General features: G+C 73.4%; 12 protein-coding genes and 1 pseudogene. 5 read left to right on the top strand and 8 right to left on the bottom strand.

Going from position 1 to position 19,043, the window contains the following annotated elements:
- Nucleotides 1–174: 174 nt before the first annotated feature.
- Entirely contained in the window at nucleotides 175–537 is a 363-nt protein-coding gene (locus SMD11_RS31610; protein WP_087929698.1) for a DUF937 domain-containing protein, read from the bottom strand.
- Between the two features lie 205 nt (nucleotides 538–742).
- Between SMD11_RS31610 and SMD11_RS31605 the strand changes: the two genes are divergently transcribed.
- The 3 genes and pseudogenes from SMD11_RS31605 to SMD11_RS37405 form a co-directional block, all read left to right on the top strand.
- On the top strand, nucleotides 743–3,019 hold the full coding sequence (locus tag SMD11_RS31605; protein WP_087929697.1) for a terpene synthase family protein: 2,277 nt from the start codon (nucleotides 743–745) through the stop codon (nucleotides 3,017–3,019).
- A gap of 151 nt (nucleotides 3,020–3,170) precedes the next feature.
- Nucleotides 3,171–4,277, top strand: coding sequence for a MerR family transcriptional regulator (locus SMD11_RS31600; protein ID WP_087929696.1), 1,107 nt, complete (start codon nucleotides 3,171–3,173; stop codon nucleotides 4,275–4,277).
- A 210-nt stretch (nucleotides 4,278–4,487) separates the two neighbouring features.
- Nucleotides 4,488–4,589 (top strand): annotated as a pseudogene (locus SMD11_RS37405) (hypothetical protein); the annotation flags it as partial.
- Nucleotides 4,590–4,688: 99 nt separating this feature from the next.
- Here SMD11_RS37405 and SMD11_RS31595 read toward each other — a convergent pair.
- Nucleotides 4,689–5,066, bottom strand: coding sequence for a hypothetical protein (locus tag SMD11_RS31595; protein WP_087929695.1), 378 nt, complete (start codon nucleotides 5,064–5,066; stop codon nucleotides 4,689–4,691).
- 309 nt (nucleotides 5,067–5,375) lie between these two features.
- Nucleotides 5,376–5,939 (bottom strand): CGNR zinc finger domain-containing protein, encoded by a 564-nt coding sequence (locus SMD11_RS31590; protein ID WP_087929694.1) that lies wholly within the window; start codon nucleotides 5,937–5,939, stop codon nucleotides 5,376–5,378.
- Nucleotides 5,940–6,038: 99 nt separating this feature from the next.
- Here SMD11_RS31590 and SMD11_RS31585 point away from each other — a divergent pair, with 99 nt between their 5' ends.
- Nucleotides 6,039–6,965 carry a phosphotriesterase family protein gene (locus tag SMD11_RS31585; RefSeq protein ID WP_087929693.1) on the top strand — a complete coding sequence of 309 codons (927 nt, stop codon included), beginning with the start codon at nucleotides 6,039–6,041 and terminating at the stop codon, nucleotides 6,963–6,965.
- A gap of 41 nt (nucleotides 6,966–7,006) precedes the next feature.
- Here the strand turns inward: SMD11_RS31585 and SMD11_RS31580 are convergent, their stop codons facing one another.
- The 5 genes from SMD11_RS31580 to SMD11_RS31560 are packed head-to-tail and all read right to left on the bottom strand — an operon-like array spanning nucleotide 7,007 to nucleotide 14,382.
- Nucleotides 7,007–9,535 carry an aldehyde dehydrogenase family protein gene (locus SMD11_RS31580; protein ID WP_087929692.1) on the bottom strand — a complete coding sequence of 843 codons (2,529 nt, stop codon included), beginning with the start codon at nucleotides 9,533–9,535 and terminating at the stop codon, nucleotides 7,007–7,009.
- Nucleotides 9,532–10,689: an acyl-protein synthase gene (locus SMD11_RS31575; protein ID WP_087929691.1), complete on the bottom strand. Its 1,158-nt coding sequence runs from the start codon at nucleotides 10,687–10,689 to the stop codon at nucleotides 9,532–9,534. Before SMD11_RS31575 ends, SMD11_RS31580 begins: the two co-directional genes overlap by 4 nt.
- Nucleotides 10,686–11,822 (bottom strand): GNAT family N-acetyltransferase, encoded by a 1,137-nt coding sequence (locus SMD11_RS31570; protein WP_087929690.1) that lies wholly within the window; start codon nucleotides 11,820–11,822, stop codon nucleotides 10,686–10,688. The genes SMD11_RS31575 and SMD11_RS31570 overlap by 4 nt, the downstream gene beginning before the upstream one ends.
- Nucleotides 11,819–13,114: an MFS transporter gene (locus tag SMD11_RS31565; protein ID WP_087929689.1), complete on the bottom strand. Its 1,296-nt coding sequence runs from the start codon at nucleotides 13,112–13,114 to the stop codon at nucleotides 11,819–11,821. Before SMD11_RS31565 ends, SMD11_RS31570 begins: the two co-directional genes overlap by 4 nt.
- On the bottom strand, nucleotides 13,111–14,382 hold the full coding sequence (locus tag SMD11_RS31560; RefSeq protein WP_087929688.1) for a phenylacetate--CoA ligase family protein: 1,272 nt from the start codon (nucleotides 14,380–14,382) through the stop codon (nucleotides 13,111–13,113). The genes SMD11_RS31565 and SMD11_RS31560 overlap by 4 nt, the downstream gene beginning before the upstream one ends.
- Before the next feature lie 677 nt (nucleotides 14,383–15,059).
- On the opposite strand from SMD11_RS31560, the gene SMD11_RS31555 reads away from it, so the two are divergent.
- On the top strand, nucleotides 15,060–18,977 hold the full coding sequence (locus tag SMD11_RS31555; RefSeq protein ID WP_199843996.1) for a type I polyketide synthase: 3,918 nt from the start codon (nucleotides 15,060–15,062) through the stop codon (nucleotides 18,975–18,977).
- Nucleotides 18,978–19,043: the final 66 nt, after the last annotated feature.

Raw genomic sequence — 19,043 nt, 5'->3', positions numbered from 1 at the left:
TCCCCGCGGGGCTATTCCCGTGTCCGCGCCGTCCCGGTGTCCTGGGGCCCTCCCGGCATTCTCGGGCCCCTCCGGTGTTCTCAGGCCCTTCCGACACCCTCGGGCTCTTCCGATGCGCCTCGGGCGCCGGACGGGCCGGATGTCAGCCCGTCCGGCGCCCGGCCGGGGCCACGGCTACCGCCGCCTCCGCTTCGCGATCGTCGTCATCACCACGGGCAGCAGCAGCTCCAGCGCCCGCGCCACCGACGCCTCCGGCAGGCCCGTCTTCTTCGCCACCGCCTTGGCCACCGGCCCCGTGACCTTGCCGAGCACGCCGGACAGCAGGCCGCCGCCGAGCCCGGCCCCCAGGCCGCCCAGGCCCACGGCCCCGGCGGGGGCGGGCGCCGCGCCGGTGAGATCCTCGGGCAGGGCGTCCACGGTGGCTTCCACGACCTGTTTGGCACCGTCGCTGTCGGTGCCGAGCTCGCCCGCGAGCTCCTGGATGCGGTCCTCGCCGAGTTCGTCGAGTACGTCCTTGCGCAGCGCTTCATCACCCATGCGCACGACCCTAGCTCCGGGAACCGGGTCTCGGTACTCAAGGTGATTCCCTGGTCACCCCTGGGATCCGGGCCTCCGGCGGTGCCGTGCCTGGCAGACGGCCCACAAGATCCTTAAGCGGGGCGGCCGGTGCTTTCACCACATCGAGCGGAAGTACGACTTCACGATCTATGCGCGCCACCCGTACGTCCTAGCGTGGTCGTCCATGTCACAGCCCTTCGCGCTTCCCCGCTTCTACATGCCGTACCCGGCGCGCCTGAACCCCCATCTGGAGAGTGCCCGCGAGCATTCCAAGGCGTGGGCCCGCGAGATGAGGATGATCGAGGGATCGGGCATCTGGGACGAGGCGGCGTACGACTCCCATGACTACGCGCTGCTGTGTTCCTACACCCACCCCGACGCCTCGGCCACGGAGCTCGCTCTGGTGACCGACTGGTACGTCTGGGTGTTCTTCTTCGACGACCACTTCCTGGACGTCTTCAAGCGCCCCGGCGACACCCCCGGCGCCAAGGCCTATCTGGACCGGCTGCCCGACTTCATGCCGATCCGCCTGGAGGAGGGCTTCCCGGAGGCCACCAACCAGGTGGAGGCGGGCCTGGCGGATCTGTGGGCCCGTACGGTCCCGGTGATGTCGGAGGCCTGGCGGCGGCGCTTCAAGGAGAGCACCCGGCACCTCCTGGAGGAGTCGCTGTGGGAGCTCGCCAACATCACCGAGGGCCGGGTGTCCAACCCCGTCGAGTACATCGAGATGCGCCGCAAGGTGGGCGGCGCCCCCTGGTCGGCGAACCTCGTCGAGCACGCGGTGGGCGCCGAGGTGCCCGCGGCGATCGCGGCGACGCGCCCGATGCGGGTCCTGAAGGACACGTTCTCCGACGGAGTGCACCTGCGCAACGACCTCTTCTCGTACCAGCGCGAGACCGAGAGCGAGGGTGAGCTGGCCAACGCCGTCCTGGTGCTGGAGAAGTTCCTCGGCTGCGACACCCAGCAGGCGGCCGACTCCGTCAACGAGCTGCTGACCTCCCGGCTCCAGCAGTTCGAGCACACGGCGCTCACCGAGGTGGGGCCGCTGTTGCAGGAGCACGGCATGGACCTCGCGGCCTGCACCGACGTCCTCGCCTATGTGAAGGGCCTCCAGGACTGGCAGTCCGGCGGGCACGAGTGGCACATGCGCTCCAGCCGGTACATGAACGGCGCCCCGGCGGCGGGCGCCACGCACACCACGGACGCCGGCGCGGCCGCGGGGGAGCTGCTGGGCGGCCCGGCGGGCCTCGGCACCTCGGCGGCGCGGCTGGTGGACTCGCTGGTCGCCTCGGTCCCCGGCCGGGCGCGGCGCTATTCCCATGTCCCCTTCCAGGCCGTGGGGCCGCTGCCGCACCCGGACTTCGGCATGCCCTACCCGACACGGCTGAGCCCGCATCTGGAGGCGAACCGCCGCCACAACCTCGAATGGAGCCGCCGCACCGGCATCCTCGACGCCGTGCCGGGCATCCCCGGCTCCGGCGTCTGGGACGAGGCCAAGCTCAAGGACTACGACCTCCCGCTGTGCTCCGCGGGCATCCACCCGGACGCCGGCGCCGAACAGCTGGAGCTGACGACGGACTGGCTCACCTGGGGCACGTACGCGGACGACTACTACCCGATGCTGTACGGGCGCACCCCCGACATGGCCACCGCCTGGGCGGGGCACCAGCGGCTGCTGGCACTCATGCCGCTGGACCTCTCCCCCACAGCCCCGCCGCTCGGCCCGCTGGAGCGCGGCCTCGCCGACCTGTGGCCGCGCACGGCCGCCGGCATGGACACGGACGGCCGCCGGGCCTTCCGCGCCGCGGTCGTGGCCATGCTGGAGAGCTGGCTGTGGGAGCTCTCCAACCAGAAGCAGAACCGCATCCCCGACCCGGTCGACTACATCGAGATGCGGCGCCAGACCTTCGGCTCGGACATGACCAAGAGCCTCTCCCGGATCGGCCACGGCGACACCGTGCCGCCCGAGATCTACGCGGCGCGCCCGGTCACGGCCATGGAGAACGCCGCCATGGACTACGCCTGCCTGATGAACGACATCTTCTCATACCAGAAGGAGGTCGAGTTCGAGGGCGAGTTCCACAACGCGGTCGTGGTGGTGCGGAACTTCTTCGACTGCGGCGTCACCGAGGCGCTCGGGATCGTCGCCGACCTGCTGAACTCCCGGATGCGCGAGTTCCAGCACATCGTCGGCGTCCAGCTGCCCGCCTTCTACAAGGACTTCGGGCTGGACGAGGCCGTGCGGACCACCCTGGACGGGTACGCCGAGGAGCTCAAGAACTGGATGTCCGGGATCCTCCACTGGCACGACGGCTGCCGCCGCTACGCCGAGGAGGACCTGCTGCGGCACGCCGCCCCGCCGGCCCCGCCCGTGGGGACACCGGCCGGCCTGGGGACCTCGGCCGCCCGGCTCACGGAACTCCTGCGGGCACCGGCGGCCGGGGTGCGCACGGCCGTCTGACCGTCAGCGGGAGGGGCCCCAGGCCCCTCCCGCGCGCGTGACCGGGCCGCCGCCCGTGGCCTTCCCGGCCATGGCGGCGGCCCGGGCCGCCGGAGCGGCGGGCGAGCGTCCGTTTGACCTTCAAGCTGGCTGAACGTCCAGAATCACGGCCATGAACGACACCACCGAACTGCTGGGCATCAGCGCCTTCGCCCGCCGGGTCGGCCTCGCGCCGTCCGCCCTCCGCTTCTACGACGACTGCCGGATCCTGACCCCCGCGCGGGTCGACGGCACCACCGGCTACCGCTTCTACAGCCCGGCCCAGACGGACCGCGCGCGGCTGCTGCGGCGGCTCCGGGAGGCGGGGCTGCCACTGGCCGGGATCGCCGTGGTGCTCGACGGCCCCGAGGAGGCGGGCCGGGAGTTGCTGGAGCGGCACCTGGGCACGGTGCGGGAGCAGTCGGAGGCCGCGCGCGCCGCGATCGCGGCGGTGCTGCGCCGGTGGGACGAGGCGGCGGCCGGGAAGGGCGGAGCCGGCTGCCGGGTGCGGCTCGGGGGCGCCGAACTGGCGGGCGCCGTACGGCAGGTGGTGCCGGCGGCGTCCACCGACCCGGAGTACCCGGAGCTCGGCCGCGTCCTCGTCGAGGTCGACGCGGGCGAGGTGCGGCTGGTGGCCACCGACCGCTTCCGTCTGTCGGTGCGGGTGCTGCAACCCCTGGAGACGGAGGGCGGGTCCGGCAGTGTGCTGGTGCCGGCCGCCGAGCTCGTCGGGCTCGGGCAGTGGGCCGCGCGGGCCGTCGAGGTGACCCTGGAACTCGGCCCGGAGGGGGCCCGGGTCCGCACCGCCACCGGGGAGGAGCGGGAACTGCCCACGGCGGAGGGCCACTTCCCCATGTACCGCGGGGTGCTGGACGCCATGGCCCCGCCCGCGCACCGGGTGATCGTGGGCCGTACGGCGCTGCGCGACGCGGTCGAGAGCTTCGGCGAGGCCGCGGCCGTGGCGCTGACCTGGGAGCGGGACGAGGTCACCGTCTCCCTCCGCGACGGGTCCGCCGACGGTGCCGGCACACGGACGCTGCCCGTGATCTGCCAGGACGCGCCGCCGCCGCGGCTCTTCTTCGACCCGGCGGTGCTGGTGCCGGCGCTGGAGACGAGTGTGGGGCCGGATGTGCTGCTGGAGGTGGCGACGGTGGCTACGCCGGTTGTGGTGCGCTCTGCGGATCAGGGGAGCTTCACGACTTTGGTGATGCCGGTGGCGCCGGGGGTCGTGGGCGGCTGAACCCGGCGGATCGTCGGATCGACGTGAGGCAACGCTTGTGGGGACCGTGCCGCCCTCAGCAACCGACGCTCCTGCCGGGGGGCCGAACGGGCTTGGAAGCCCGTTCGGCCCCCACAGTGCCCGGACCGGGCCCGGCCCGCCGGCTCGGGCCGTCGTCAGCCCGCCTGGCCCAACTGGTAAGAGGCGCACGACTGCCCGCGGCCCCTCGCGACGGGAGGGACCGACGCGGACGGGAACGTTCAAGTGCTGTGCCGGGAGTGCCACGGGCTCAAGACCGTAACGGAGTTCGGAGCCACTGATCCGCCGTTCTGAGCTGGGCCGGCTGGTTCCCGGCGTGCCGGTCGGTGATCTGGTTGCACACCGGTTCGTCTACTGCCCTGGCAATAAGGTGAGGTAGCCGATGCGTGGCGGTTAGGTGATCTTCCAAGTGATCTCCTCGCGGAATTCGTGGGTGACTGGGTCGAGCGCGTGGCCGGTGCCCGACTTGCCGCGGCCAGGGAGCTTGCCCGGGGCCCCGATGAAGCCCTGCAAGGCGACGACCAGGCCGCCAGACGCGCCGTCGGTAAGGGCAGCGAATTCTTGCCCCGCCCTACCGTCCCAGGCGAAGGTTCCCCCTTTGGACAGGATGAAGACGGGTGCCCCACGCCACGTGCCGTCCAGCTGGGTAGCGCCAGGCGGAACGGTTTGGATGGTCATGTTCACGAACTGAGATGTGCTGGGGTTGTTTTTGACCGCGAGTTTCACATCGACGTTGAAGTCGAAGGCGTCTGTCCCCGTCTCGTCGGCCATATCTCCGTTACTCATGCCGCCCTCCCTGTTCTCGCAGCCGCCTCCAAGATGCTGCTCGGTCTTTCTCTGAGGCTGCCCCGCGCGCTTCCCGGTACGCGCCATGTCACCCGTACGTGACTGAGCAATCGAACCCCGCCCTATCCTTCGGACAGCCGGGCTGAATTTGCCCGGTTCCGGGCGGCAATTGAGCCCGTCCGGCGTTTGAGGACCGGGGTCCGGGGCGGAGCCCCGCACGCGGCGGAGCCGCACATCGGATGCGGCGGGAAGGGGCGGGGCTGGGGAAAAGGCCGCCCGCAGGGCACCCCGCCCTCACTCACCCACCCGCCGCCGCTCGCGCAGCGCCCGCACCCGCCCCCGGCTCGCGCAAGCCGACGACGGGCACCACCTGCGCCGCCCCCCGGCGTTGACGAAGACACCCCGGCAGTCGTGCTCCGGGCAGACGGCCAACGCATGGCGTTCGGGACCCGCGAGGTGGTCGACCGCCTGCCGGGCGATGCGGACGAGCGCGGCGGCGGTCGTCGCCGGGGGCTCACGCCGCAGGCGGTCACCAGGGACGAGGCGTACGGGGTCGGGGGTGGCGGAGAGGAAGCGTTCGAGCGCGGCCAGGGCGGCCGCCGGCGGGGGCTCCTCGGCGACCGTCGCCAGGGCGAGCGGCCGCAGGATCTCGCGCAGTTCGCGGGCCCGCCGGAGATCGGCCTCGTCCGGCGGCCGGACGGGGGAGAGTTCACTGCGCTCCAGCCACTCCCCCAGCCGTTCGGGGGTGGCGACGCGCTCGACCGGCCGGGCGCCGAAGGCCTGGCCGCGGGTGGCGAGGAGGTTGAGCCAGGTGGCACCGCAGTCGAAGCGGAAGGCCTGCTGCGCGTCGTCGGTCATGGGAGCAAGCGTAACGCTTCACCCGTTACAGTGAATCCGTAACGGGTGAAGCGTTACATCCGATGCCCCACCCCCGGGGGACGAGCGAGAGGGAACGGCATGAATCCACAGGAAGCACCCCCGGCGGGACCGGCCGTCCGCACCGTGCTCGGCGATCTCCCGCCCGGCGAGCTGGGGGTCTGCGACGCCCACGACCACCTCTTCCTCCGCAGTCCGCTGCTGCCCGGCCAGGAGCTCGCCGATCCGGTGGCCGCCGGCGCGGAGCTGCGGGCGTTCCAGAAGGCGGGCGGCGACGCCGTCGTGCAGTGGACGCCGCGCGGGATGGGGCGCCGGCGCGCGGAACTCGCCGCCCTGGCGCGGGCCACGGGCGCGCGCCTGGTCGCGGCGACGGGCCTGCACCAGGCGGTGCACTACGACCCGGAGCTGCTCGGCCGCGTGCGGGGCGGGCTCGCGGAGCTGTTCGTCGAGGACCTGACCACCGCGCCGGTCCGGGCGGGTCTGATCAAGGTGGCGGGAGGGTTCCACGGGCTCGACGCCCACGCCCGGTGGGTGATGGCGGCCGCGGCCGAGGCGCACCACGCGACCGGCGCGCCCGTGGCCGTCCACCTCGAACTGGGCACGGGCGCCCAGGCCGTGCTGGATCTGCTCTGCGATGAGGGCGAGGTGCCGCCGGACCGGGTGATCCTCGGTCATCTGGGCCGGTCCGCCGATGTGCGGGCGCAGCTGTCGGCGGCGCGCTCGGGCGCGTACCTCGCCTTCGACGGCCCTTCGCGGGCCCATCACCCCACGGACTGGCGGCTCTTCGACTCACTGGCCGCGCTCGCGGAGGCCGGGCACGCCGACCGGATCCTGCTGGGTGGTGACACGACCACGGCGGCCGCCCGCGGGGTCGGCGGTGGCGGGCCGGGGATGCCGTATCTGCTGAACACCCTGCGGCCCGCGCTGGCGGCCGGGCTGGGCGGGGAGTTCACCGAGCGGGTGTTCGTCGGGAACCCGGCCCGCGCCTTCGCGGCGCACTGGCGCTGAGATACGGGCCGGGGGCACGGGCCGTGCCCCCGGCCGTCCGGCTACAGCCGGGTGTCGACCACCGACCGCAGCTTGCCGCTGGTCGCGGTGCGCTCCAGGCCTGCGCCGTCCACCGTCTCGACGGTGAGGTCGAGCAGCCGCTCGTCCACCGCCGACCGCAGCTCGGGGTAGTCCGCCAGGAAGGCGTCCCGTGCCTCCTCCGGGCTCGCGGCCAGGGTGCGCTCCACGCGGACCGTGAGGGCCTCGCGGGGTCCGCTGTTGGCGAGCAGGACCTGAAGCTCGCCGCTGTAGCGCAGGCGCTCCTGCGCGATGGCCGTGAACCGGCGGTGGTTGAGGAAGTACGTCGCCACCCGCATCACGTCGCCGAGCCTGCCCAGCAGTTCGAAGCGCGGTGCGCGGCTGCCGCAGGGGCAGCGGCCGGGCAGTTCCCGGCCGAGGTCGCCGATGACGTAGCGGCCGAGGTTCTGGCCGCGCCGGGCGTGGGTGGTGAACACCAGCCGACCGGTCTCCCCCGGGGCCACGGGCCGGTCGGCGTCGACGTCGAGGATCTCCAGGGTGTGCAGATCGGCGTGCAGGTGGTGGACGCTGCCGCCGCTCTCGGTGCACTGGTAGCCGAGCGGGCCGAGGTCGGTGCTGCCGTAGGTGATGGAGTGGACGACCTCGACGCCGAACTTCTCGGTGAGGGTGCGGCGCTGTTCGTCGGTGAAGTGCTCGCCGCCGTAGAAGATCTTGCGGATGCCGCCGTACGCGCGCAGCGGCTCCTCCTGCTCGTGCAGCAGCTGCCACAGGTAGGACGGCATGCCGAAGAGCGTGTCGACCTCGTACGCGACGAGCATCTCCGCGGTGGCCCGGTGGTCGGGGCCGGCGGCCATCGGCATCTGGGTGCCGCCCAGCCGCTCCAGGATGGAGAAGAAGCTGATGAAGCCGCCGTACATGCCGCCGCAGTAGAAGAGGTTGGCGGTGCGGTCGCGGGCCGGGTCGTAGCCGGCGGCGAGCAGGCCGCGGGCGGCGGCGCGCATCTGGGTGTCGTAGTCGTCGTAGGTGAAGAGCGATAGGGCGGGGGTGCCGGTGCTGCCGCCGCTGCGGAAGTACAGCTCGGCGTCGCGCCGGTCGACGCCGTCGTTGAGCTCCTGGACCGCGGCCTTGTCCAGCAGGGGCCCGGAGGGCGGCGGGAAGGCGGCCGGGCGGGCCAGGTCGTCGAGGCAGGCGGTGGTGGCGAAGCGCTCGTCGGCCTGGACGGCGACGCGGCGGCTGTAGCGCTGGAGGGCGTAGACGCCGTCGTGCGGCTCACCGGAGTAGCCGGCGGTCATGGCGCCTACCGGGGTGACGCGGGTGGCGCCCGCGGCCAGCACCGTGGCGGCGAGCTCGGCGACGTCCGTGCGGCCGCCCGCGAGGCCCGCGGTCTGGAGGTAGCGGCGCATGGGGCGCAGGGTCGCTATGAGGTTCTTGCGGGGCAGCGGCTTGACCCAGACGCTGCGGTGCAGCGGGGAGGCGGTGAGCGCCGGGCGGACGTCGGCCATGACGCGCCAGGTGCCGTCGGGGGCGGCGAGCACCTTGGTGAGGCCGAGGTGCTCCTCCAGGCGGGCGAGGTGCTCGGTGGTGGTGAGCTCGGCGTACTCGGCCGGGTCGAGGTCCTCCTCGGCCGGTGCCGGGCACGCGGCGAGCGCCTTCGCGAGGCGGCCGGCGAAGGCGTGGAGCTCCTCGGTGTCCTCGGTGTCGAGGTAGACGACCTGCGGGCTGGAGCAGGCCTGCTGTTCGAAGAGGCAGACGTCCTGGGCCAGGGCGGTCAGGGTGGCCTCGTCCGCCCAGGCGTCGCGGGTGAGGTAGGCGAAGGAGATCTTGTGGCCCCACTCCACCAGGCGGCAGCCGGCCGGGACGTGGGCGGCGACGCCCTCGACGGCGGCCTCGCCGCCCCACACCGCGACGGCGTCGGCCGGGGCGCACATCTGCCGCAGCCAGTCCTGCCGGGAGGAGGAGAAGCGCAGCACGATGACGCGGTCGGCGACGGCGCCGGTCGGGTCGAGGGCGGCGAGCTCGGCGAGCAGGTGCTGGGCGAGGAGGGTGTCGGCGCTGCTGGTCTTGAGGATGTTGACGTTGCCGGCGAGCAGCCCCTCGATCAGGCTGAGGGGGGCGACGGTGGCGGCGTTGCCGGGGGCTATGTGGGCGACGAGGCCGACGGGCGCCCAGGCCTCGTAGACCGTCTCCTTGGCGTCGGGCCGGGTCAGCCGCTCGGGCGCGGTGCCGCCCAGCTCGCGGCGGAGCTTGCGGGTGAGCGCGGCGCGGTCCAGGAAGGCGGCGAGTTCGGCGAGGACGTCGCCTTCCTCGTCGGCGGGCAGGTGCGGGGCGAGCCGCGCCCTGACGGTGCCGTCGGGGTCGCGCAGGGCGGCGGCGAGGGCGTCGCAGGCGGCCAGGACGGTCTCGGTGTCCAGCGGCGCGGCGAGCGCGGCCTCGACGGCGGCGGGCAGCGTGGCCAGGCGGCGGGCGGCCTCGTCGTCGCCGATGAAGGCGCCCTGCCAGTAGTGGTGGGGCGTCGAGGACGCCGTGGACGGCGAAAGCGTTGCGTCGGTCATGACATTCCCTTCATCAGTTCGGCGGCGGCCACGGCACAGCTGCGGTTGCGGCTGACCCCGGCGCGGCCGTGGATGGTGAACCACGGGGTGGTCAGCTCGCAGCCGCACTCCTCGCCCGGGTGGAGCGAGGCGAGGTCGCCCATGACGACGCTCTGCGCCGGTACGGAGGTGATGTACGGCGACACCAGGTGCAGGTAGCCCTTCTCGCCGTACGGGAGGGGTTCGAGGGTCCGTGTGCACCGGATGAACACGCGGGACCAGACGGGCGCGTGGAGGTTGTGGTGCGTGCACTCGATGTAGGGGATGCAGTGCTCGACGGAGCCGAAGGTGTCGCGGATCCGCTCGGAGGGGACGCCCAGCTGCTCGGTGACGCGGGCGTAGAGCTCGTGCTTGCCGATCTGCCGGTCGGTGTGGCCCTTCCAGCCGCCGCCGAGGATGATCAGCGAGCCCTCGGGCAGCCGCAGGGGCGGCAGGCCCATGGCGCTCATCCGCTCCAGGGTGAACCAGAGGAAGGCGGGGAAGCCGAGGATGCGGACGGGCACGTCGTCCTCGGCGAAGCGGCGCAGCGCGGCGAGGGAGCCGAAGGGGTCGAACTCATGGCCGTTGCCGGTGTTGCGGAGGGCGTACTCGACCTGCCGGGCGGGGGCGAAGTCGCACAGGTAGTTGTCGGTGAACGAGGTGCCCAGCTTGAGGTCGCGGGCGGGCTCGTAGCTGTACAGGAGGTAGTTGACCTCCTGGTCCGGGGTGATCCAGCCGTTGTGGTCGAAGATCCGGGCGACCATGCGCTGCGCGGAGCGGATGGTCCACCGGTCGAAGAACATCTGCGACTTCTGTCCGGTGGTGCCGGAGGAGGTCAGGTGCAGGTCGACGTCGTCCATGGGGATGGACAGCACTTCGTGGCGCTTGAAGAAGTTCGCGTGGATCAGCGGGGCGTCGTACGGGGTGTCCGGCCGCTCGCCGTCGTACAGGCTTCGGAAGAACGGCGAACGGTCGCGGTGCCAGGCGTTGGTCTCCGCCATGGCGGCGGCGAACAGCTCGTCCTCGGCGGGGCCGGAGACGTAGGGCTCGGTCAGGTCGCACAGCTGCTGCACCCGGGCGAGCGCCGCCGCGTCGGGGACGTCGACGGGGGCGAGGTGGGGGTTCGAGGGGGTCATGAGGCAACCTCACGTGAGGGCAGATACGTCGACGCCCAGGCCGACACATAGGAATCGAGGAAGGGCTGGAGGGGCGCGTCGACGACCACGCCGTGGAAGTCGATGTGTTCGGTGGTGCGGGACATCACGACGTAGTCGTGGAAGCCGTCGCCGTCGCGGCGCATGGCCGGGTAGAGGGCTCCGGCGATGAAGCCCTGGGCGGCGAAGGCGGAGAGCGCGCCGTGGTGGTCGAGGGGGACGAGCGCCTCGACGTAGCCCGCGCCGGCGCGGGTGAGGGTCCGGGTGACCGGTTCCAGCCAGCCGGCGGCGACGGCCGGGTCGGGGTGGGCCGTGACCAGGGCGCAGTAGCCGCCGACGCGGTTGAGGTAGGCGTACACCTCGAAGCCGCCGTCGTCGGGCGTCAGCAGGATGTTGGGGGTGTGCAGGGGGTAGAACCAGCGGTCGGCGTCGGGGAACCGCTCCTGGAAGCGGCGGCGGACGAACGCCGGTGCCTCGATCATCTCCAGCCGGGCCGTCGCGGGGCCGGGGGGCGCGGGCCGCGGCGCGGTGGCGCGGGTGCCGGCGTAGCTGATGCCGAGGCTGTCCTCGACGGTGCGCAGCAGCGGGCTCAGGGAGGCGGGGACCTCGGTCACGGGGACGCGCCGGTCCAGGACGCCCTCGGCGTGACGCGCGTAGAGTGCGAGGCTCTCACGGCAGTTGAGGTCCACGGCGTTGGGCAGGATGCCGAGCGGCCGGAAGCCGTGCCGGGAGACGACCCGCTGGGGTCCGGCGCTGACGGTGCGCACGGTGGCGTACACCGAGTCGAGCCGGTCGGTGGCGAACATCCGGGCGCACAGGGCCTCGGTGAGCGCTCCGGCCAGGCCCGAGCCGCGCTGGTCGGGGTGGACGGCGAGGCCTTCGAGGCGGCCGAGGCGGCTGCCGGGCTCGCTGTGGATGGCGGCGGAGCCCGCGAGGGCGTCGCCGGGGCCGCCGCGGGCGACGAGCCAGAGGGTGTCCGGGTCCTGGATGAGGCGGGACATCTCGGCGGGGTCGGTGCCCAGCGCGGTCGGGTAGTGCGGGCCGTAGACGGCGTAGTAGAGCTGGCGCAGGTCGGCGATGTCGGCGGTGGTGGCGCGCTCGACGGTGACGGTCATCGCGCGCCTCCCGCGGCGTCGGCGACGAGGGCGGGCTCGGCCCCGGCGGCTTCCGTCTCCCGCGCGTCGTCCCGCGGGTTCTCGCGCAGCAGGGCCAGCGCGAGGGCGGCGGGGACCAGTCCGGCGGCCTGGAGCAGGCAGAGGGTCTGTACGGGCAGGTGGTCGCCGAGGAAGCCGAACAGCAGGGAGGCGACGGGGAAGGTCGCGCCGAGGACGGCCTGCATCACGGCGAAGAAGGCGGGCTTGTCGGTGGCGGGCACGAGGCGCTGGAAGAGCGCCACGAAGCGGACGCCGATGACGCCGACGCACCAGCCGGCGACGGCCAGGCAGCCGGCGATGACGGGCCGCTCGCCGACGAGGCCGGGGAGGCCGAGCGCGACGGCCATCGCGGCCAGTGCGCAGGCGCCGACGACGGTGGGCCGGCCGGGCACGCGGGCGCCGGTGAAGGAGCCGATCAGGGTGCCCGCGCCGAGGGAGGCCTCCAGCAGGGCGACGGTGCCGCCTCCGCCGTGCAGCACGGACTTGGTGTAGAGCGGGATGACGACGAAGACGGCGGTGGTGAAGAGGTTGGCGGCGGTGAAGCTGATCAGGATCTTCCGGACGAAGGGCAGTCCGGACAGCACCTGACGCAGCGTCCGCGGCTCGGGGGCGGCGCCGTCGCCGTCGCCCGCGCCCTGCTCAGGGGTGCGGAAGCGTACGGTCGCGAGGAGTGCCGCGGCCGTCACGTAGGCGGCCGCGCAGCCGACCGCGAGGCCGGCCACCCCGGCGCGGTCGACGATCAGGGCGCCGAGCAGGGCTCCGCCGAGGCTGGCCAGCGACTGGGTGGACAGCTCGAAGCCGGTCGCGGCCTCGATGTCCTCGTCGTCGACGAGCTCGGGCACGGAGGTGGTCAGGCAGGGGTCGAAGAACGCCTGGCAGGTGGCCAGGGCGAGGGTGGCGGCGTAGGCGGCGGCGATCGGCAGGTCGCTCGCGCAGGCCCAGACGGCCAGTGCCGTGGCGGCGGTGCCCGCGGCGGCGGCCGCGCCGCGCAGCAGCGAGCGGTGGGCGACGCGGGCGATGGCACGGGCGACGACGGGCGCCAGGGCCACGGCGGGCAGGGTGCTGACGGCCATGAAGAGCCCGGAGGCGAGGCCGTTGCCGCCGCTGACGGCGTAGGCCACCAGCCACCAGGAGATGCCGACCTGGAACATGCGCACGGCGGCCTGGGTGAGGACCTGGCCGAGCCATACGGTGCCGAAGGCGCGGTTGCGCAGGACCAGGGGCAGTGCCCGGTCCGCTGTGGGCGCGGTCATGCCGTCGGCCTCTCGTCGAGCACGCGGATGAGCTTGCCGGAGCGGGGGTTGACGGCGAGGTCGCGGTGGCGTGCCCACTCCACCTCCAGCGGGTGCACGTAGCCTGCGGCCATGCTGTCGGGGTAGAGCGGACGCGCGGTGTACAGGCCCTCGACGATCTCCTTGGCGAGGACGTCCAGGCCGGCGGGGTCGTCGTCACCGGGGGCGGTGGCGAGGCGGAGGACGAGGCCGTCCTTGCCGTCCCAGCGGCGCACCACGAGCTGGGTGCCCATGACGCGGCCCGCGGCGTCGGCCTCCTCCACGGCGGCCTGCGCGTCCTGCGAGTAGAGCGAGACGGGGCCGACGCGGACGCCTTCCTCGGCGCGGCCGAGGATGCGGAAGTGGCCGGCCTCGGTGTCGGTCCACTCGGCGCGGTCGCCCGCAGGGTAGCGGATGATCGGCATCAGGGTGCGGAACAGCATGGTCACCACGACCCGGCCGGGGCGGCCGGGCTCGGTGACCGGCTCGCCGGTCGTCTCGTCGAGGATCTCGACGATCGAGTGCGGGGTGAAGGCGCGGTGCACGCGGGCGTCGGGGCCCGGCACGGGGCGGCCGAGCAGCCCGGCGTCGACGCTGGCGTAGCCCAGCGAGCGCGCCTCGGCGTTGGGGAAGGCCCGGGCCAGCAGCCGGCGCTGGTCGGGGAAGAGCGCCTCGCCGCCGAAGAAGAGGAGTTCCACGGCGGGCAGCTGCCGGTCCTGGGCGACCAGGTGCTCGGCGAGGCGGCAGAGGGTGGTCGGGGTGCCGGCGACGACCTGGGCGGCGAAGTCCTCCAGGGTGGGGACCGTCGACTCCAGCGGGGCGCCGCCGCCGATGGGCAGACGGACGTTGTCCACGGGGGCGTGGGCCAGGGAGTCCAGGATGAAGAGGAAGCTGGCGTACAGCTCGCCCGCGTAGAACAGGTCGGCCACCCGGTGACCGGGCTTCAGGCCCGCGTCGACGAGTCCCGCGCCGAAGGCGGTGACGAATTCCCGCCATTCCTCGCGGGTGTAGCAGGAGAATTTCGGGGCACCGGTGGTGCCGCCCGTCTTGTAGACGGCGGCCTCGGCGAGCGGTGCGGTCAGTACCTGGTTGTCGTGCAGGGTGTTGGCCGCCCAGAACTCTCCCTGATCAACCACGGGAAGATCTGTGAGGCAGTCCACATCGGGTGCCAGGGAAGCGTAGAGATTCGCGTAGAACGGCGAGTTCTCACGGGCGAAACGTATGAGGTCCGAAAGCTGATGGACGGGCATGATGCCTTGCCTAGATACGGGAAGAGGGTGTTCCGGCCCGGCGAGGGGGTCGGCACTCGCCATGGCCTGTTGAATACTCAATGAGCCAGGTGCAGTGGGCTCGTGTCACTTGAACGTCGCAACTGACGCACGATCACCCATCATGGAACACGTCGGAACGTACCGCCAAATCGGCGACGGGCCCGCCGGGCGTGAATGGCCGGAAACAGCGGTGATATAACGGAGTGACCGCGGCCGCCGTGGCGGCCGGCCCCGGGCACCGGGGCGCCGCCGCCGTACCCACCGCCCGACCACACCCCCGGCCTGCGGATTGGCCTGATGTGGAGGTACCGGGCCAGGGCCCGGCACACCTCCCGCGGAGCTTCGCCGGCCCGTGGCGCCGGGCCGCTACGGGCCCGGTCCCGATTCGTCCCCGCTCCGTCCCGAGTTGACAATTTCCCCGGACTCGCTTGGACCGCGGACGAACGACGTGTGAACGTGGAAATCATCCGCTCCGCCCTTCAACGAACACTTTCCCGGCGGAAGTTGCCGGGCGCCCCGCGGTGCCCGCCCCCACGGTTCTCCGGCGCACCGTGATCGCGTACGAACTCCCCCGGCGCCCGCTCCGCCGCGCACTCCCCCATTCCGCTTCTTGCGTCATGCACGAATCCCTTCCGAGACGAACGGAATTGACAGGCATGCAGAATCAAGAATCAGTTGCCCTCGTCGGCATCGGGTGCCGGTTCCCGGGCGGAATCGACTCGCCCGAGGCGTTCTGGGACTTCCTGTCCGACGGCAAGGTGTCGGTCGAACCGACGCCGGAGGACCGGTGGCGCCCGTACACGAAGGTCGGCCCCGAGTTCTCGGAGGCCCTGCGAAGGGCCGACCGGCCCGGGAATTTCCTCGGTGACGTCGACGGCTTCGACGCCGAGTTCTTCGGCATCACCCCGCGCGAGGTCGAGCTGATGGATCCCCAGCAGCGGCTGGTCCTGGAGGTCGCCTGGGAGGCGCTGGAGCACGCCGGCATGGCGCCCCGGTCGGTGGCCGGCTCCGACGCCGGGGTCTACATCGGCACCTGCTCGGACGACTACGGTCGGCGGCTGCTGGAGGACCTGCCCCGCATCGAGCCGTGGACCGGCATCGGCGCCCAGCTGACCGGGATCGCCAACCGGGTCTCGCACGTCCTGGACCTGCACGGCCCGAGCTTCGTCCTCGACTCCGCGTGCTCCGCCTCGCTGGTGGCCGTGCACCTGGCCTGCCAGAGCCTGCTCACCGGCGAGACCTCCCTCGCCCTGGCGGGCGGCGTGAACATCATCCTCTCCCCCGCCTACACCCTGACCCTGGAGGCGGCGGGCGCCCTCTCCCCCGACGGCCGCAGCAAGCCCTTCGACGCCGAGGGCGACGGCTACGGCCGGGCCGAGGGCTGCGGCGTGCTGGTCCTCAAGCGGCTGTCGGACGCGCGCCGCGACGGCGACCGGGTGCTCGCCGTGATCAAGGGCACGGCCGTCGCCCAGGACGGCCGTACCAGCGGCATCATGGCCCCGAACCCCGACGCCCAGCGCGACCTGCTGAGGCTGGCCTGGCAGGCGGCGGGCCTGGACCCGGCCACCGCCGGCTACATCGAGGCGCACGGCACCGGCACCCGGCTCGGCGACCCCGTCGAGGCCTCCGGCCTGCACGCCGTCTTCGGCGCCGGCCGCCCCGCCGACAAGCCCTGCTGGATCGGGTCCGTGAAGTCCAACATCGGCCACGCCGAACCGGCCTCCGGCGTCGCGGGCATCATCAAGGCCACGCTGATGCTGCGGCACGCCGAGATGGCCGCGACGGTGCTCACCAGCGAGCCCAGCCCGGACATCCCCTGGGAGGACTGGGGGCTGCGGCTGGTCACCGAGCACCAGGTCTGGCCCAAGGGCGACACCCCGCGCCGCGCGGGCGTCTCGGGATACGGCTACGGCGGCACCATCGGCCACGTCGTCCTGGAGGAGGCCCCCGCGACGGACACCGGCCGGGGCGCCACGACGAGCCGCTGCCCCGGGGAGCCGCACCCGGCCGTGCCCGAGGTCTTCCCGCTGTCCTACCGCTCCCGGCCGGGCGTCACGCAGTACGCGGGGCGGCTCGCCGACTGGCTGGAGCGCCACCCGGACACCCCGCTGTGCTCGGTCGGCCACACCCTGGCCCTGCGCCGCAGCCACCTCGACCACCGCGCCGCCGTGGTCGCCTGCGGCCGCGCCGAACTGGTGACGGCCCTGCGCGCGCTCGCCGAGGACGGCGCCGAGGACCTGGAGGCGGTCGGCGTGGCGGAGGGCGCCGTACGGCCCGGCGCGGACACCGGCACCGTATGGGTGTTCTCCGGACACGGCTCCCAGTGGGCCGGCATGGCGTCCGAACTCCTGGCGACCCGACCCGAGTTCGGGGAGGTCATCGACCGGCTGGAGCCCATATTCCGCAGCGAGCTGGGGTTCTCGCCCCGGCAGGCCGTCGTCGCCGGGGACTTCGCGTCCACCGACCGCGCCCAGGCCATGATCTTCGCGGTGCAGGTGGGCCTCGCCGAGGTCTGGCGCGCCTTCGGGCACCGGCCCTCCGCCGTCATCGGGCACTCCGTCGGCGAGATCGCCGCCGCCGTGGTCGCCGGGGCCCTCGGCCTGGAGGACGGCGCCCGGCTCAGCGCCCGCCGTTCCGCGCTGCTGCGCCAGGTGGCCGGCAAGGGCGCCATGGCCATGGTCGGACTGCCCTTCGAGGAAGCGGCCGCCCGGCTCGGGGACGACGGCCCGGTCTGCGCGGCGATCGCCTCGTCACCGGCCACCTCCGTGGTGTCCGGGGACGCCGGGGCCGTCGCCGCGCTCGCCCGCGACTGGGCCGCCGAGGGGGTGCCCGTACGCTCCGTCAACTCCGACGTCGCCTTCCACAGCACCCACATGGACCCGCTCACCGAGGCGCTGCGCGAGGCACTGGCGGGCCTCACGTCCCGTACGCCCGAGGTGCCCCTGTACAGCACGGCGCTGGACGACCCCCGGGCGCGGGCCGGGCACGGCGCCGACTACTGGGCGGCGAACCTGCGCAACCCCGTCCGCCTCGCCCAGGCGGTGACCGCCGCGGCCGAGGACGGGCACCGGCGGTTCCTGGAGGTCTCCCCGCACCCGGTGGTCGCCCACTCGGTCACCGAGACCCTGGACCACCTCCGGATCACGGGCGCGCACGTCGGGCACACCCTGCGCCGCGAGCGGCCCGAGCTGCGCACGCTGCTGCTCAACCTGGGCGCGCTGCACAGCCACGGCGCCGACATCGACTGGTCCCGGCACCACGCGGCCGCCCCGACCATCGCCGAACTGCCGCCGATCGCCTGGCAGCACCGGCGCTACTGGCGGGACGCGGTGCTGCCCGCCGGCGCCGTCGTCGCCCACCAGCACGACGTCACCGGGCACACCCTGCTCGGCCGGCCCGTCGACGTCGCCACGGAGGGCCGGCTGCGGCTGTGGAACACCTGTCTCGACGACGCGAGCCGCCCCTTCCCCGGCGGCCACGCCCTGCACGGCGCGTCGATCGTCCCCGCCTCCTCGATCATCCACACCTTCCTGGAGGCGGCGCCCGGACAAGGCGGCAGCAAGGCGCTGTTCGACGTCTCCCTGAAGTTCCCGATCGCGCTCGCGAGCCCGCGCGAGGTCCAGGTCGTCCAGGAGGGCCTGACCCTGCGGCTGAGCACCCGGCCGGCGGCCACCTCCGACACGGCCCGGGGGCCGGGCAACTGGCTGACGCACACCACTTCCTCGACGATGGCGGAGAACTCCGCGCCCTTCCCCGCCGAACTGGTCTCCGTACCGGCGCCCCAGGGGCTCACGCCCGCGGACCCGTCGATCGTGATCGGGCGGCTGGACGCGATCGGCGTGGAGGGCATCGCCTGGCCGTGGACGGTCGAGGAGCTGCTGACCGGCGACGGCGTCATCCGCGCCCGGGTGCACGCCCCGGCCGTGCCGGGTGACCAGGTGACCTGGGCGCCGCTGCTGGACGCCGCGCTCGGCATCGTCCCGATCATCTACGGCGGCCCGCCCATGGTCCGGATGCCGGCGCAGATCCGTGAGGTGCGGGTGGTGGGCGAGGCGCCCGAGACGGGCATCGTCGACATCCGCCTCGTGGACCGGGCCACGGACACCGTGGACATCACCGTCAGCGACGAGGCCGGGCGGCTGCTCGCGTGGCTGCCGGGGACGCGGTTCGGGGCGCTGCGCGCGAACGGGGCCGCGACGGAGGAGGCCGCCGGTACCCCGGTGGCGGAGGCCGCGGCGGAGACCGGCGCGGCTGCCGGTGCCGGGGACGACGGCCCGGAGCAGTGGGGGAACCTCCCCGGGGACGTGCTCGCCGCGCGCGTCCGCGAGGAGATCCTCGGGCGGCTCGCCCGCGAGATGAAGATGCCCGTCGACGAACTCGACCCGGAGCGGCCGCTCACGGACCTCGGCCTCGACTCGGTGATGTCGATGCGGGTCTGCGCGCAGCTGGAGAAGCGGATGGGGGTGCGGCTGCCGGTGACGGTGCTGTGGAACTATCCGACGGCGGCGGGGCTGACGGGGCATGTGGTGTCGCTGCTGACACCGGGCGGGGTGGAGGTGGAGGTGGCGGCGTGAGGTAGCGGTTCAGGGTGGCCCGTGCGCGGATCCGTAGTCCGGTCCCGCGTGCGGGTCGCGCCAGTG

This window comes from Streptomyces albireticuli (assembly GCF_002192455.1).
In the GTDB taxonomy this organism is placed as follows: Bacteria; Actinomycetota; Actinomycetes; order Streptomycetales; family Streptomycetaceae; genus Streptomyces; species Streptomyces albireticuli_B.
This window is presented reverse-complemented; position numbering and strand designations above follow the sequence as displayed.